Below are 15,133 nucleotides of genomic sequence, written 5' to 3'. Positions count from 1 at the left end.
TGTTTTTTTATAAAAATAGAGGGCGCGGGCTCAGCCCTGCCCCTCTAGGATTGTTGTTATTTATTAAGCGTTGCCACCTTCAACAACTTCAACCAATTCTTCGATTGATTCTGTAGATGCTGGCTCAGCTGCCAATTCAGCTTCAACTGCTGCTACACTGTCTTCACCTTGGTTGCCTTCGATGATAGCGTCAGCCATTTTAGCTGTAATCAATTTAACAGCGCGGATAGCGTCATCGTTAGCTGGGATGATAACATCAATATCATCTGGATCTGTGTTTGTGTCAACCATCGCTACAACTGGGATACCCAATTTTTTAGCTTCTTTAACAGCGATTTGCTCTTTATGTGGGTCAACAACGAACATTACGTCTGGAATACGTGGCATGTCAGCGATACCGCCCAAGAATTTTTCAAGACGTGCACGTTGTTTGTTCAACAATGCTACTTCTTTCTTAGGAAGTACTTCGAAAGTCCCATCTTCTTCCATACGGTTGATTTCTTTCAAACGAGCGATACGTTTTTGGATTGTACCCCAGTTTGTAAGAGTTCCACCTAACCAACGGTGGTTGATGAAGTATTGACCAGCGCGGATAGCTTCGTCTTTAACAGCTTCAGCAGCTTGTTTTTTAGTACCTACGAACAAGATAACTGCGTCGTTTGCTGCAGCATCACGAATGAATTCGTAAGCTTGGTCAGCCAATTTTACAGTTTGTTGCAAGTCGATAACGTGGATACCGTTACGCTCTGTGAAGATGTACTTAGCCATCTTAGGATTCCAGCGACGAGTTTGGTGACCGAAGTGTACACCAGCCTCAAGAAGTTGTTTCATTGAAATTACTGCCATGAGTATTTCTCCTTTTTGTTTTTTCTCCTCTCCCAGACGTCAGCTCGCAGGCCAACCCGTAGGCAACCGGACCACGATTGGTCTAGGATGAGTATTTGTTGCTACAGCAACTTTATTAGTATATCAGAAAAACGGCCTGTTTTCAAGAAAAACAATAGATAAATTCACCAAAAATCTGAACGATGACCTTTGACTCCAATTTTACTCAAAATATGTTTCTGTTACGACAGAATAGGACCCTGCAACAACATCCATTCTTTCTAACTGTCCACTAGCATTTATTCTATAAAAACCAGCTGATGGAGCAACATTGGGATCTGTTCCCTGCATATTAGGGCTATTATGGTCTTTTCTTACCTCAATATAGACCAATCCATCCGAAGATTGCGCATTGGAAACCACTTGGGCTAGAAAATCCGCTTTGGTAAATGGAGCCCCCTAACGAGAAGCTGCGTGTGCCTTGGCCCAATTAGTTGCTTGTTCGACTGTCAAGTTCTTGGTGTCTACTGAAGACTTAGTAGCCATCGCTGAACTGGTTTCAGTCGCTGCAATCGAACTACCATCGAGGACCAAGTTTTCAAAGAAGGCTTGTAATTCCTGGTTTTTGGTTGGTCGGAAATACAAACGTTTTTCTGGATTGCCCTGATTTTGCTCGGTAATCCAAGCAATACCTTGACCATCCTTGATAGTAAAGAGATAGAGGTGGGCCAATTGGGATTTTGATGCTTCAATATCTGAATAGATTCCGACCACGGCTGTCTGACCTGCCGCCACTTGACCGTTCTCGCTCCAAACCAATTCCAGAGTCTCCCCTTGAAAATCGGGTGTCATTTGCTGACCAGGACCACTTAGAACCCCTGACGGCAAGCTCACCCCAAAAAAGCTTCCCTCATTTCTTGGATGATAGGATAAATAGTACTGAGGTGGCGAGAAGGATGGCCCCCATTGCTCAATCACGAAATTCCTTAACGCCTCTGACTTATCAGCATCCCAGGGACCAGCCTGGCTACTTGAACTACTTGTCAAAGATGTCGTGGAACCGGTGCTTGATGTACTGAAACTCGTGCTTGTCAAGCTAGAACTTGAAGATGAAGTCGACGAAGAGGTTGAGGTCGCCTCCTGTTTCTGATGACCACATGCCACCAACAAGCCAACACTAGCTACCAAAACCAAGCACAAAATGAGTTTATTCTTTTTCATTCCGTCTCTCCTAATCGTCTACTCGATAAAAGACACCTTTACTAAAATCTTCTGTTGTCGTAACACTCTGAGTACTGAAGATTCTATCCTTACTGGTGTCCGTCTGATCGCTATGTCCTTCTAGAAATCCATAAGTATTCTGTACACCTTTTGGAATCAATAAGGTCGGTACACTAGCAGAGGCCCGACCATTCGGATCGGTAATACTTACAATTAGGATAGCCCCTTCAACTTTATGATATTTTAAATCAATAAAGCCAACAAATTGACCATCATTATAAGAGACATTCCCTTGACTGTCAATCTCCATTCGATCCCCTCGTCCATTAAGCCAATCACCTTCTAAACTTGAAACATCCCCAGCTTGAATCTGCTCCAAATTCATGGACTGGACTCCATCGGTTTGCTCTGAACTACTCGTTTCTGTTTCTAATTTTGTTCTGTCAATCTCAAATTCTTCCCAATCAAATTGATTGGGATTCAAAATGTCTGCTTCTGTCTTTCCAAAAACGGAAACCAATTCATCTCTCATATGAAAATCGATCGGAGCGCCCTCTATCAATTGACCCATTTCATCAATCCGATTCAGTGTACCGACAGCCTCCCCTGTTCCTGAATACCATCCGTAACTCACATATTCCCCACCTTGGAAGAGAACCATGGCATTTCTTGCACCACCGTGTCCAGCCACAAAACCTTCGGCTAACAATGATACCTGGTCAGCAATTATCCCATAAAAACCCGTCACAAACATAGAGCCATCTGGATTTTCTGACCCGAAAAATAATTCATTTTGACCATCGTTATTGAAATCATAAAAGGCATATCTAATGGAATCCGACGTATTTATTGCACTTTCCACCACCCAAGAATTCATCGGAAACTGAAGTTCATTCAATACCGTTAGCACACCATCTACATTACTTGGATCAGCTGTAGCTGCAAAGTCCACGATTTTCTGATAGTCAGCAAAGACTGCCTGATACAACTCATTATCGTCTATCTTTAGCTCACTTGAACTGGTCGAACTTTCCTGACTTGTCGAAGAAGAGTTCTCTGTTTCAGCCGGAATATTGGATTGAGCACAAGCCGATAAAGTCATCAAGCACACCAGACCTAGTAAAAAATGTTTTTTCATTCTAACCCCAAAATAAAATATACACCGACAAAAGATCGAAATCTTTTGTTAAACTCTCGGACTCTCTACATACGACATACTTCCAAACGCCAATTTCCTTTTTCAATAATATCTAAATATTGATTTTACCACTTGACCCTTTTCGCTTTTTAAGGTACAATATTCTTTGTTATGGCGGTATAGCCAAGTGGTAAGGCACGGCTCTGCAAAAGCTTGATCGTCGGTTCAAATCCGTCTACCGCCTTTATTATAGGATTTTATCCGAATTTATACAAGTCAAAAGCCCGATTTTTCGGGCTTTTTTGATTTTTAATTCGGTTAAGTTTGAAAATAATTTCGGACGAATTTCGGACGAAAACCTTTTGAAAAAGAGAAAAACTCTCTGCAAAGAAAATAGCCCCCAGCAAACGCTGAGGGGCTTTTGAAATACAATGATAGCGGTTGGGCGGCGCATCCAACATCTAAGGTAGCCTCACAGGTGCGTCAGGATCCTTTCTGACCTCGTCATCATCCCAATGCCTGGCTCTCCACTATATAGTATAGGAGCGCCAAATCCGTCAATTCCCTCAGCTGCAAGCCTGTCAATTCGAACCATTTGTCCAATCGGTACTGCAAGGTATTCCTATGAACAAACAAACTTTGCGCCGCCTTGGTCAACACTGCACCATTGTCCCAAAGTGCACGAATCACATCTTCCATCTCATGTTTCGCAATCATATCCGATAAAATGCGCATGACCGCCTTGTCCTTAGCCCCATCCAAAAAGAATAATTGACTAAAGGTTAAAAAGCTAGCAGAAAGATTCTTTTGCATCCAACTACGGAATAAATCCATTTCAGCCCTTATGGCATCTGGCCACCATTCTTGAACCTGATCCGGCCAAATTTGCCCCAGAAAAGCAGTCATCTTTATGCCAAAGTCATATTCCATGACTCCAATTGTATCTCTGAGAATCTCCTGATAGTCAATAAAAGGACGCTGGTCCATGATAAATACAAAATAATCCGATGCTGAGGCATAGTGACTAACCAAATTCGGTAACAAGGTTTCCATGAATTCTAACCAAGCCTGCACAACCTCCTCGCTAGGATTGGACCATAACTTTATTTGAAGGACCTGCAACTGCCCAACCAAAGTCGGCATCGGACCTTGCCCATCAAAAAAATCTTGCCACGGAGCGCGAGGAATATTGTCCTGATTTTCCTGCAGAAGTTCCAACAAATAGCGCTCTCTATCTGTCAGACTGTTTAATTCTAGATTCAAGAAAAACCGTTCTCCCAAGCTCAAACTAGCCATCCCCTCCCTTTTCTGAGGAGAATCAGCAAGTGATGCCGTCGGAAAATATTGCTTTAACTTATTCTTATCCACACTTGCCTCCATGAAATAGTCCCTAGTCACTCTCCACCTGCGCGATACACCAAGCGATCAATTCTTCCAGCCGCTGAATTTGGTCTGTCATGTGCAGAAAGCCCAAGACCGCCTCAAAGCCTGTCGACATGCGGTAGGTCACAATGTCCGCATTTTTAGCCTTGGTGTGGCTGTTGGCATTTCGCCCACGCTTGTAGATTTCTTCTTCTTTTTCGGTCAATAGCTGAGCTTCTAACATCGCTGCAATCAGGCTTGCCTGGGCCTTGGCCGACACATACTTGTTGGCCTGACCGTGCAGCTGATTGGGCTTGGTCAAGCCCTTGAAAATCAAGTGCCTACGGACATACATGGAATAGACCGCATCACCCTCAAAAGCAAGAGCGATACCGTTAATGAGATTGACATCGACTGACTTAGTCACGAGTCCACCTCACACCATCCTTGGTATCTAGGAGCTTGATACCCTGGGCCGCCAATTCGTCTCGAATCCGGTCTGCCGTCGCAAAATCACGATTAGCACGCGCCACTTGTCGTTCTTCAATCAGAGCTTCTATGTTCGCATCCAGCACTTCCTCTTCAAAGACAATCCCGAAAACTTCCAACAGCTTGCCAAATTCCGCTTTGACAGTTTCATCGTAGTTGCCAGAGTTGATCCATTTTGCCATGTCGAAAATGGCGGTAATCCCGTTGGCTGCGTTGAAATCATCATCCATAGCCGCCGTGAAAGCAGCAATATACTTGTCCAGCTCTGCCTTATCAACAGACTTATCCACAGCTTGTGTATAAGTATTTTTCAGATACTTGAGATTGGTTTCCGCATCCGAAATGGCCTTTTCCGTATAATTCAACGGACGGCGGTAATGTTGGGTAGATAGGAAGAAACGCAGGACCTGACCATCAATTTTGGTCAGCATCTCATGAGCCGTCAGGAAATTCCCCAGCGACTTAGACATTTTCTCGTCGTTGATATTAAGCATGGCATTGTGCATCCAGTAATTGGCAAAGGTCTGACCTGTCTTGCACTCCGACTGGGCGATTTCATTGGTATGATGCGGAAATTCTAGGTCGGCACCGCCACCGTGAATATCGATTGTGTCCCCTAAAATCTCTGTCGCCATGACCGAGCACTCGATATGCCAACCCGGACGGCCTACACCCCACGGACTTTCCCAAGAAACTTCGCCCGGCTTAGCCGATTTCCATAGGGCAAAGTCAAAAGGATGCTCCTTGAGCTGACCTTCTCCCTCAACCCGACCAGAAGCCCCTGCCTCAAGGTCTGACAAGGTTTTATTAGCCAAGCGTGCATAATTTTCCGCCTTTTGCACACGGAAATACACATCGCCAGAAGCTTCATAGGCATAGCCCTTGTCGATCAAGACCTGCACAAAGTCAATGATTTCATCCATAAAGTCGATGACACGAGGGTTCTGCGTCGCAGGTTTGACACCCAACTGAGCCACATCTTCCTTGAAGGCCGCGATAAATTTATCCGACAACTCCTTGGTCGTCATGCCTGCCTCATTGGCCGCCTTGATAATCTTATCATCCACATCGGTAAAGTTGGAAATGTAGGTGACATCATAGCCACGATATTCAAAATAACGGCGCACCGTATCAAATGCCACGACGCTACGCGCATTGCCAATATGAATATAATTATAAACCGTTGGACCGCAGACGTACATTTTCACCTTGCCCTCTTCCAAAGGCACAAAGTCACGCAGACTGCGGGTCATGGTATCGTAAATTTTAATCATAGTTTCTCCATTACTTCTGAATATTCTTTAGGACTTGATACTTTTGATACAATTTTACTAGCCAATAGGCTGTTGCTGCCAACCAGATCATCCCAACCTGCCAATTACCTTGTAAAAATTTAACGATAAATAGAATCGTTCCAACGATGGAAGTCAAGATATAGGGCCAATTCTGTTTCACTAATTCTTTTAACATACTGCACTTTCTAATTTTCTTGCAATGGCCTTATCCGTCGGTTCAATGACTGCAGAGGTATTTTCAAATTCTTCTAGTAGCACATCATTCTCCCTTTGGGTCTAGGTAAACTACTTGTGTCTGCTTTATAAAACCGATATTTTCATACAGCCGCTTAGCGATGAGGTTATCATCTTCGACAGCGATTTGAAAAGGTTTGTCGTTTTTCGTGATAAGGTCATTGATGACAGCTTTGACTAAGTAGGTGCCGTAACCTTTTTGTTGCTGGTCTGGGGCGATAGCTAAACCGTAAAGATAGTTATCATCGGTTGATATATCTACTGTGCAAGAACCGATAACCGCTCCGCTATGTTCCAAAAGATAAAGTAAACTATCTGTATCCGCAATGGCTTCACGCACGTAGCGGAGCGCCACCTCATAGTCGTTACCGAATGCCGCAGTCTTACAGCGTGCAATACTGTCTGCATGGTGAGCCTGTGCCAAGCTTACTGTGAGTTCAGCCTGTTGCGAGAACTGATAAGGCTCTCGCTCACGTCCCAGCCATGTCTCAGTATCCGTATCTTCTACCAAGTTCCATGCTGGCGCAAGGTCTGGGTGCTTGTCCAGAAAGACGCGTTCGGTCTGAAAGGTCACACTAGCGATAGGATAGTTTGCCGTCTTCGTCTGGTAGCAATCATAGAGCTTGCGTGCCAGCCCCTGTCTGCGGTAGTCTGGGTGCACGATAATCGCAAGCTCCACATCCTCATCATCGGCATACACAGTCAAGAGTCCCACCAACTGTTCGCCTTGATAAGCCAAGAAAAAAGCTGGCATTTCAGGGTCAAAGTTGAGCATATTTGACAAGTAAGGGTCACGATAGGTTCCGTCATGGGATTGTACAGTACTTATCAGAGTTTTTGCTGCGGATAACTGCTGGGGATTTAGGACATTAGTTGCTATTATCATGCTTATTTTTCCTCTCTATGGCTAACTCACATAGGACTTACCATATGTGGCTTTCCTACAAATGTGAGGAGCGATGGCTAGCTTCTCTCAGTTCTGCTAGCTTGGTTGTGTAGTATTCACGACCGCCTTCCATATCATGAATGGCTTGCTCATCTTTTTTCCCATGAACACGGACTATTTTAGCCGGCATACCGACCACTGTCACATCAGCTGGCACATCGGCTAGGACAACGGCAGCTGCACCCACCTTGGCATTTTCACCGATTTCCACAGGACCGATGACCTGAGCGTGAGCGGAAACAAGAGCCCCTTTACGAACGGTCGGATGGCGCTTTCCTGTATCCTTCCCTGTTCCTCCAAGAGTTACTCCATGGTATAACATTACACCAGATTCGACAATTGCAGTCTCACCAATTACCAATCCTGCACCATGATCAATAAAGACTCCCGAGGCAATTTCTGCACCTGGATGAATTTCAATGTTGGTCCAAAATCGCCAAAACTGACTGTGCATCCGAGCCAGTAATTTAAAGCCTTTTTTCCACATCCAGTGGGACAGACGGTGGGCAGCCAAGGCCTTGACACCTGGGTAAGTCAAAAGAACTTCCAAGCTGGTCCGGGCTGCCGGATCTTTTTCTTTTACAATCTCAATGGTGTCCTTCCACCAACCCATAGTCACTCCTTCTAGCGAGAAGACAAGCCCGCTACCGAACTTGTCTACTCAGCTTATTTCTTTTCAACCTTGTGGAATTTGAACTCGCCAAAGTTGTTATCTTTTTTCTCTTTGTGGTCTTTTTTGTCGTGATCTTTATGACGGCGTGGTCTGTCAGAACGCTCGCGTTTTTCTGGCTCTACATAGCCTTCTGGTTTTGGTAGAAGAGCTTTCATAGAAGCGTCAATACGTCCTTTATCATCAATCTTGATAACTTTAACATCGACAATATCGCCGATTTCAACTAAATCTTCTGGCTTATTGACACGGGTCCAAGCCATTTCAGAAACGTGAACGAGGGCATCTGTCTTGTCAAAAAGGTTGACAAAGGCACCGAATTTCTCCAAACGAACCACTTTTGCTTGGAAGACTTCACCCACTTTTGCTTCACGAACAAGACCTGCGATGATTTCCTTGGTCCGTTCAATCGCATCGCGATCTGGTGAGAAGATAGCTACAAGACCGTCTTCGTCGATATCAATTTTCACGCCAGTTTCTGCAATAATCTTATCGATGGTTTCGCCACCCTTACCGATGACAATCTTGATTTTATCCACATCAATCTTGATAGTGTCAATCTTCGGTGCGGTTGGTGCCAAGTCAGGACGAACTTCTGGGATAGTTGCTTCAATCACATCAAGGATTTCAAAACGAGCTTTCTTAGCCTGTTCCAAGGCTTCTTCCAAGATTTGCGGTGTGATACCGTCAATCTTGATATCCATTTGAAGGGCTGTGATACCGTCACGGGTACCAGCTACCTTGAAGTCCATGTCGCCAAAGTGGTCCTCAAGACCTTGAATATCGGTCAAAACAGTATAGTTGGTACCGTCTGAAATCAGACCCATGGCAATCCCTGCAACTGGTGCCTTGATTGGCACACCACCTGCCATGAGGGCAAGGGTACCAGCTGTGATAGAAGCCTGTGATGAAGAACCGTTTGATTCCAAGACTTCTGCTACCAAGCGGATCGCGTAAGGGAAGTCTTCCAAGCTCGGCAAGACTTGCTCAAGGGCACGCTCACCAAGGGCTCCGTGACCAATTTCACGACGACCAGGTGCTCCGTAACGACCTGTTGACCCCACTGAGTATTGTGGGAAATTGTAGTGGTGCAAGAAGCGTTTCTTGTACTCATCGTCCAATCCGTCGATGATTTGGGTTTCGCCCATTGGCGCCAAGGTCAAGACAGACAAGGCCTGGGTTTGTCCACGAGTGAAGAGACCAGAACCATGCACGTTTGGCAGGAAGTCGACTTCCGCATCCAGCGGACGAATCTCATCGACACGGCGTCCGTCTGGGCGGACCTTGTCTTCTGTAATCAAACGACGAACTTCTGCGTGTTCCATGAGTTCCAAGATTTCATGGACATCCCGCATGATACGGTCAAATTCTTCGTGTTCAGCGTATTTTTCTTGGTAGGCTGCGATGACAGTTTCACGCACGGCATTGGTCGCATCTTCACGGGCCAATTTTTCTTCAACCTGCACCGCTTTTTTCAAATCGTCATTGTAAGCTGCAACAATCTCAGCCTGCAATTCTGGGTCCACTTGAAGAAGCTCCACATCTGCTTTTTCCTTACCAACTGCTGCCACGATTTGATTTTGGAAATCCAAAAGTTCTTGAATAGCCGCATGACCTTTCAAGAGTGCTTCCAACATCACTTCTTCTGATAATTCTTTGGCACCCGATTCAACCATGTTGATAGCGTCTTTGTTACCAGCAACTGTCAATTCTAAAAGGGAGGCTTCTTGTTGGGCTTGATCTGGGTTAATAATCAATTCGCCATTAACATAACCAACCTGAACACCAGCAATTGGACCATTGAACGGAATGTCTGAAATCGCTAGAGCCAATGAGGAACCAAACATGGCTGCCATTGGAGCTGAAGCATCTGGATCGTAAGAAAGCACTGTGTTGATGACTTGAACTTCGTTACGGAAGCCTTCCGCAAACATTGGACGGATCGGACGGTCAATCAAACGAGCTGTCAAAGTCGCATCGGTTGATGGACGGCCCTCACGCTTCATCCAGCCACCCGGGAACTTCCCAGCAGCGTACATTTTCTCTTCATAGTTGACTTGGAGGGGGAAGAAATCACCCGTCGCCATTTTCTTGGACATAACTGCCGCAGTCAAGACGGTTGAGTCACCATAGCGAACGACCACCGCACCATTTGCTTGCTTGGCAACCTGACCAGTCTCAACGACTAATTTCTTACCAGCAAAAACCGTTTCAAACACTTGTTTTGACATGAATTGTCTCCTGTTTTTTTGAAAATTTTCTTGCGTGTTTTCTACAAAGTTCAACCCAATAACCATATCGGATTCAGCTTTGCACAAAACCACGCATATCTACTATTTTATCATATATAGAAGAAAAAGTGAGCCTGAGACTATCAATTTAAAGAAAGAATGTACGAGTTTGTAGGCAAGGCAAATTTCATCCACTGGATAATTTTTCTCCTCCTTTCGCTTTACAATAGGCTTGAACACCTTTATTGTATCGCGTTTGGAGTTTTTTTGTATAACCTGCGATGCGCACCCGCATAGCGGGTGGTTTATTTGTCTCGCACCTTACGGAGCGAGACGGACTAAAAGTCACATAACAAAAACTGCCTAGTATCCAAGGACACTGGCAGTTCTTTATTTTCAGTCGTCTGTAACGGCTTTTGTGCCTATCTTAACGACGGAGTCCGAGTGAGTTGATTAACTCGCGGTAACGGTTAACGTCTGTACAGCGGAGGTATGCCAACAAGTTACGACGGCGACCGATTTTTTTCATCAAACCACGGTAAGTAGCGTGGTCTTTTTTGTGTTGTTTGATGTGGTCATTGAGGTGGTTGATTTCCCAAGTAAGTACAGCTACTTGTACTTCAACTGAACCAGTGTCGCCTTCATGACGAGCATATTGCGCCATGATTTCATTTTTTTTCTCTTTTGAGATTGCCATGAGTATTTCTCCTTTATTTTGAGCCTAATCCGAGTGACAGGTTGGCGACCTACAACCAAGAAAAAGCTAGATGTGTCCTTTAGGACCTTAACCATTCTATCAAGGAATAGTCTTTTTGTCAACTGATTTGGGCAATCGCTAAGCTGCTCTGCTATTTTTCCAAAAGACTTTCTTGGACTGCTGTAATCAGGTCGTTTTTCCAAGCCGCCACCGCATCCAGATGCAGGGCAAAATCAAAGTCCTTGAGGTTGACCTGAACCTGCAGACTTCCTTGCTGATAACGGGCCATGAGTGTCAGCTGATCCAGTCCTTTGCCCATATACCAATAAACCGCCTCAACGTTTGGATTATCTGCCACATCTGCCTGTATTCTGGTCGCAATCTTGTCCAGACTGCTTGAGCTGGTGTCGAAAATCTCCCCATACTCATGGGTATTCGTGACATCTGTCTGGTACCAGATATGGAGGGTGTTATCATAAACTTCTTTAGCTAATTCTTTCATGTTTGCTCCTTTTTACTCTTAATATAACATAATTCACCAAAAAAGCCAGCCGTGGCTGACTTTCATTTATATCCCTATTACTCAGCTTTTTCTGCTTTTGGCAAGATGAGATTGAGGACAATGCCGACAATGGCTGAGAGGGCTGTTCCTGACAGGGTGATGGCACTGATGTTGAGAACTGCTCCACCAAGACCCAGTACCAGCATAGAACTTGCAATAATCAGGTTGCGGACTTGACCGAAATCAACACGACTTTCAATCAAAACTTTCAAACCGTTTGAAGCGATAACTCCGTAAAGCAAGATAGACATCCCACCAAGTACGGCACTTGGAATGGTGGAGATAAGAGCTGTAAATTTACCCAAGAATGAGAAGGCAATGGCAATCAGGGCTGCGTTACGGATAACAGATACTGAGGCAATACGAGTCATACCGATAACCCCTGTGTTCTCACCGTAAGTCGTGTTAGCAGGTCCGCCGATAAAGGCTGATACAGCAGTAGCCACACCGTCACCAATCAAGGTACGGCTGAGACCTGGGTCTTTCAAGAACTGGCGACCACAGATTTGGCTAAGAACGGTGTGGTCTCCGATGTGTTCTGCGATGGTCACGACTGCAATTGGTAAAATGGCAATCATCTCTGGACCGAAGTAAAAATTGTAGGTTTTGAAGGTCCCTGTTTCAAATGGTAGGTAGAAACCTGGTAATTCAAACCAAGCTGCTTCTAAAACAGGTGTAAAGTCAACCAGTCCAAGGAAGAGGGCAATCACGTAACCACCGATGATGGCAATCAAGAAAGGCACAATCTTGGCGAAGCCTTTCCCTTTGGTATTGACAAAAGCCGCTATCAAAAAGGTTGCGATGGCCACGACGACATTTTTCCAGTCCCCGTCTGCGACGAAGCCGGCTGAAGTCACGGCAGAGTTGGCAAGACCAAGACCGATAACGATAATCATAGGGCCGATAACAATCGGTGGCAAGAGGGTATCAATCCACTTAGTTCCGATAACTTTGACAAGTGCTGCGATCAACACATAAATCAAACCGACGAAAAGAATACCTGTCTGAGCAGCTGACACATCGCCACCCATTTCTTTGATAGCGAGCGCCATAGCCGAAATGTAGGCGAAGGAAGAGCCTAGGTAAACAGGCACCTTAAACTGCGTCGCTACTTGGTAAATCAGGGTTCCAATACCAGATGCAAATAGGGCCACGGATACGGGCATTCCCAAAATCAAAGGTACTAAAATCGTTGCACCAAACATGGCGAATACATGTTGGAAACTCAACAAAATCCCTTGCAAGGGTGCTGGCTTCTCATGGACATCAAACAAAAGATTGGCTTTTGTACTCATAAATCTCCCTTCTGGGTACACAAAAAGACCCAGACTTTCTAAATATACATAGTCATAGGCCCTTAATTGATTTTCCTGTTGTCTTTCTCACCTCACGGGATGAGTTTAAAAACCTACGCTTTTGGTATTGTAACACATGGATTCAGTTTTAGGCAAGGAATTTTATAAAATTTTATTTTTTAGGAAAATGGCAGAGCGGGGGGAGCGAGTCCTATTCTGCCAGGTGATTTCTGCTATTTATCCGATCCCTTCTCCACATAAGGCGTGATATAAACCTGTCCGTCAAGGTATTCTGCTAAAAAAAATATCTTTGAGTTGATAACCTTCCCGTTCCAATTGTTTTTGTAACCAGTCCTGATTTTTACCAATCAAATCCAACACATCTTCGTTGATATGGGTATTGCTGATAAGTGGAAACTTGGGATTCTGGGAATGTTTATCCAAAATTGTCAAGCTACCATTTGGCTCCATAATAGCACTTTTAATATCTCTAGTTGACTGTAAACCAGCCATGCGAATATGGAGCATGAGCTGGTCAGCCGACAGACCGACACGAGCACAATTTTCGACATTTACCCGACCGTTCTTCACCAGAACGACAGGATTTCCCACCACCAAAGACTTAATCCACTTTTGATTGACCAATAATTTCACGACAATGACCACCAAGGACCAGATTAAGAGGACAATGATAAAAGTCAGTAGGGAAATGGTACTATTGTAAATAACCCCGCCGATAATCCCACCGAGGACATAGTTTTGAATTTGATTGAGGGGCGTGTTGGCAGAAAACTCATACTTTCCTAAGATATTAATCTGCAAAATCATCACAAAAATACCAATAATAAATTTACAGGCTACCAATAAATACAAATTCATATTCTACTTCTCCCCGTTGATATAAACATTATGATCAATAACGTGCGTACGAACCAAGGTGTAGGAATTATTGTCACTATTGAGGTTTACTGTGTAATTTTCCTCATTGTACCGCACGATGATGCCGTTCTTGAGAGTGGTTGAATTGACATAAACCTCTTTCTCCGACACATGATTATCAATGGCGACACTTTTGATGAATTGTGTCAATACCTGGGACTGTGTAAAGTCTTGGTTGTTTTGCATATAGTCTTCAATCTGAATACCCAAGATAATGAACATTAAAATCACCATACCGATACTGATGTCCCGCAAGCGAGTGTTGATACGATTTCACTTATAGTAGAGTCCCGTCGCCGTCGCCACAATCAGCAAACCAATCAGTATGATAGACCGTAGAACAAGATTGAAGGATTGGTTCTGAATAATGTAATCTAAATCATAAAAGTTCATGCAACTAATAGTCCTTTCCAAATAGATTTTCCCATTATAGCATATTTTTACAATAAGAAAACAGGCAGAAAATTTCTGCCTGCTCCTCTTTTTTCTCCTAAAACTTCCCTAAATTCGTCAAGTCTTTTTTCTCTGGCATGACTTCCTTGTTATCCCAGTGCTCAACAATCTTACCCTCTTTGAGCCGGTAGATATCAAAGTGGGCGTAGTCCTGACCTGCAATCCAGACTTTAGAATAAGCCACCACATAGTCACCCTGTCCCATCACCTTAAAGACAAAGTCGTAGTTGACTTGATTGTCGACAAGATAGTCCTTATAGGCCGCACCGCCTTGGGCAATCTCTTGGTTGTGCTGAATCAGATCCGCTGCCACATAGTCGTCAAATTTCTCGATTTCCCCATTTTGAAGGACATCGACCAAGAAACGACGGACGATCTTCTTGTTGTCTTCGGTCTTATCTAAGTCAGTCAGCTCAAAGTCTGCGTAAATCGGGTCTGTTTCACCAATGGTTTTTGGATAGGCATCGATAACATCCCAATGCTCAACGATACGACCTTTTTCATCCGAACGGAAGATGTCCGCCGTTACCCACTCAGCCTCACCGTCATTGAGTTTCTGGTGGACATGGACGAAGACAAAATTTCTGTCTTCAATGGCACGCACGATATTGATTTCCCGCTTGGGATTGCGTTTGAAAAAGTCCTCAAAGAAAGCCGCAAAGCCCTCTTTCTCATCCGGCACTCCTGTACTATGCTGGGTGTAAGTAGCACCCATGTAGTGCTCATGAACTTCCTTGATTTCCCCGTCGCGAATGCCACGAAGGTAAAGATTTTAA

The 15,133-nt window shown here is 44.4% G+C and carries 16 protein-coding genes and 1 tRNA gene; 1 reads left to right on the top strand and 16 read right to left on the bottom strand.

Translation table 11 applies throughout. From position 1 onward, the window contains the following. Positions 1-63: 63 nt before the first annotated feature. The 3 genes from rpsB to AB1F57_RS02345 all read right to left on the bottom strand — a co-directional run bounded on the left by rpsB (position 64) and on the right by AB1F57_RS02345 (position 3,184). Positions 64-846 carry a 30S ribosomal protein S2 gene (gene rpsB, locus AB1F57_RS02355; protein WP_167785616.1) on the bottom strand — a complete coding sequence of 261 codons (783 nt, stop codon included), beginning with the start codon at positions 844-846 and terminating at the stop codon, positions 64-66. A 438-nt stretch (positions 847-1,284) separates the two neighbouring features. Continuing rightward, positions 1,285-2,046 carry a DUF4767 domain-containing protein gene (locus AB1F57_RS02350; protein WP_167785615.1) on the bottom strand — a complete coding sequence of 254 codons (762 nt, stop codon included), beginning with the start codon at positions 2,044-2,046 and terminating at the stop codon, positions 1,285-1,287. Between the two features lie 10 nt (positions 2,047-2,056). Next, complete coding sequence (locus tag AB1F57_RS02345) at positions 2,057-3,184, bottom strand: DUF6287 domain-containing protein (protein WP_105138396.1); 1,128 nt, start codon at positions 3,182-3,184, stop codon at positions 2,057-2,059. Positions 3,185-3,357: 173 nt separating this feature from the next. On the opposite strand from AB1F57_RS02345, the gene AB1F57_RS02340 reads away from it, so the two are divergent. Next, a tRNA-Cys gene (locus AB1F57_RS02340) sits at positions 3,358-3,428 on the top strand. Between the two features lie 263 nt (positions 3,429-3,691). Here the strand turns inward: AB1F57_RS02340 and AB1F57_RS02335 are convergent. From AB1F57_RS02335 to AB1F57_RS02275, 13 genes are all read right to left on the bottom strand, one after another. Then, the gene (locus AB1F57_RS02335; RefSeq protein WP_367986034.1) at positions 3,692-4,552 is read right to left on the bottom strand and encodes a helix-turn-helix domain-containing protein; all 861 of its coding nucleotides are present in this window, start codon (positions 4,550-4,552) and stop codon (positions 3,692-3,694) included. Positions 4,553-4,574: 22 nt separating this feature from the next. Further along, positions 4,575-4,973: a Mini-ribonuclease 3 gene (locus AB1F57_RS02330; RefSeq protein ID WP_105138394.1), complete on the bottom strand. Its 399-nt coding sequence runs from the start codon at positions 4,971-4,973 to the stop codon at positions 4,575-4,577. Then, positions 4,966-6,309: a cysteine--tRNA ligase gene (cysS, locus tag AB1F57_RS02325; protein ID WP_167785612.1), complete on the bottom strand. Its 1,344-nt coding sequence runs from the start codon at positions 6,307-6,309 to the stop codon at positions 4,966-4,968. Before cysS ends, AB1F57_RS02330 begins: the two co-directional genes overlap by 8 nt. 10 nt (positions 6,310-6,319) lie before the next feature. Continuing rightward, positions 6,320-6,505 carry a hypothetical protein gene (locus AB1F57_RS02320; RefSeq protein WP_170238677.1) on the bottom strand — a complete coding sequence of 62 codons (186 nt, stop codon included), beginning with the start codon at positions 6,503-6,505 and terminating at the stop codon, positions 6,320-6,322. Between the two features lie 84 nt (positions 6,506-6,589). Further along, entirely contained in the window at positions 6,590-7,450 is an 861-nt protein-coding gene (locus tag AB1F57_RS02315; RefSeq protein ID WP_170238676.1) for a GNAT family N-acetyltransferase, read from the bottom strand. Positions 7,451-7,505: 55 nt separating this feature from the next. Continuing rightward, a complete protein-coding gene (cysE, locus tag AB1F57_RS02310) occupies positions 7,506-8,123 on the bottom strand; it encodes a serine O-acetyltransferase (protein WP_170238675.1) in 618 nt (205 codons plus the stop codon). Positions 8,124-8,176: 53 nt separating this feature from the next. Further along, a complete protein-coding gene (pnp, locus tag AB1F57_RS02305) occupies positions 8,177-10,411 on the bottom strand; it encodes a polyribonucleotide nucleotidyltransferase (protein WP_170238674.1) in 2,235 nt (744 codons plus the stop codon). A 427-nt stretch (positions 10,412-10,838) separates the two neighbouring features. Then, positions 10,839-11,108 (bottom strand): 30S ribosomal protein S15, encoded by a 270-nt coding sequence (gene rpsO, locus AB1F57_RS02300; protein ID WP_367986033.1) that lies wholly within the window; start codon positions 11,106-11,108, stop codon positions 10,839-10,841. 151 nt (positions 11,109-11,259) lie between these two features. After that, positions 11,260-11,610 carry a hypothetical protein gene (locus AB1F57_RS02295; RefSeq protein ID WP_167785568.1) on the bottom strand — a complete coding sequence of 117 codons (351 nt, stop codon included), beginning with the start codon at positions 11,608-11,610 and terminating at the stop codon, positions 11,260-11,262. Between the two features lie 77 nt (positions 11,611-11,687). After that, positions 11,688-12,965, bottom strand: a complete 1,278-nt coding sequence (locus AB1F57_RS02290) for a uracil-xanthine permease family protein (RefSeq protein ID WP_367986032.1) — start codon at positions 12,963-12,965, stop codon at positions 11,688-11,690. Between the two features lie 282 nt (positions 12,966-13,247). Continuing rightward, positions 13,248-13,844 carry a YetF domain-containing protein gene (locus tag AB1F57_RS02285; RefSeq protein ID WP_245169961.1) on the bottom strand — a complete coding sequence of 199 codons (597 nt, stop codon included), beginning with the start codon at positions 13,842-13,844 and terminating at the stop codon, positions 13,248-13,250. A gap of 3 nt (positions 13,845-13,847) precedes the next feature. Then, positions 13,848-14,171, bottom strand: coding sequence for a DUF3290 family protein (locus tag AB1F57_RS02280; RefSeq protein WP_349308151.1), 324 nt, complete (start codon positions 14,169-14,171; stop codon positions 13,848-13,850). Positions 14,172-14,394: 223 nt separating this feature from the next. Continuing rightward, on the bottom strand, positions 14,395-15,111 hold the full coding sequence (locus AB1F57_RS02275; RefSeq protein ID WP_367986327.1) for a nuclear transport factor 2 family protein: 717 nt from the start codon (positions 15,109-15,111) through the stop codon (positions 14,395-14,397). Positions 15,112-15,133 lie beyond the last annotated feature (22 nt).

Source organism: Streptococcus nasisuis (assembly GCF_040836615.1).
Lineage (GTDB): Bacteria > Bacillota > Bacilli > Lactobacillales > Streptococcaceae > Streptococcus > Streptococcus suis_V.
The sequence above is the reverse complement of the archived record's forward strand: the minus strand, read 5'-3'. Positions and strand labels throughout refer to the sequence as shown.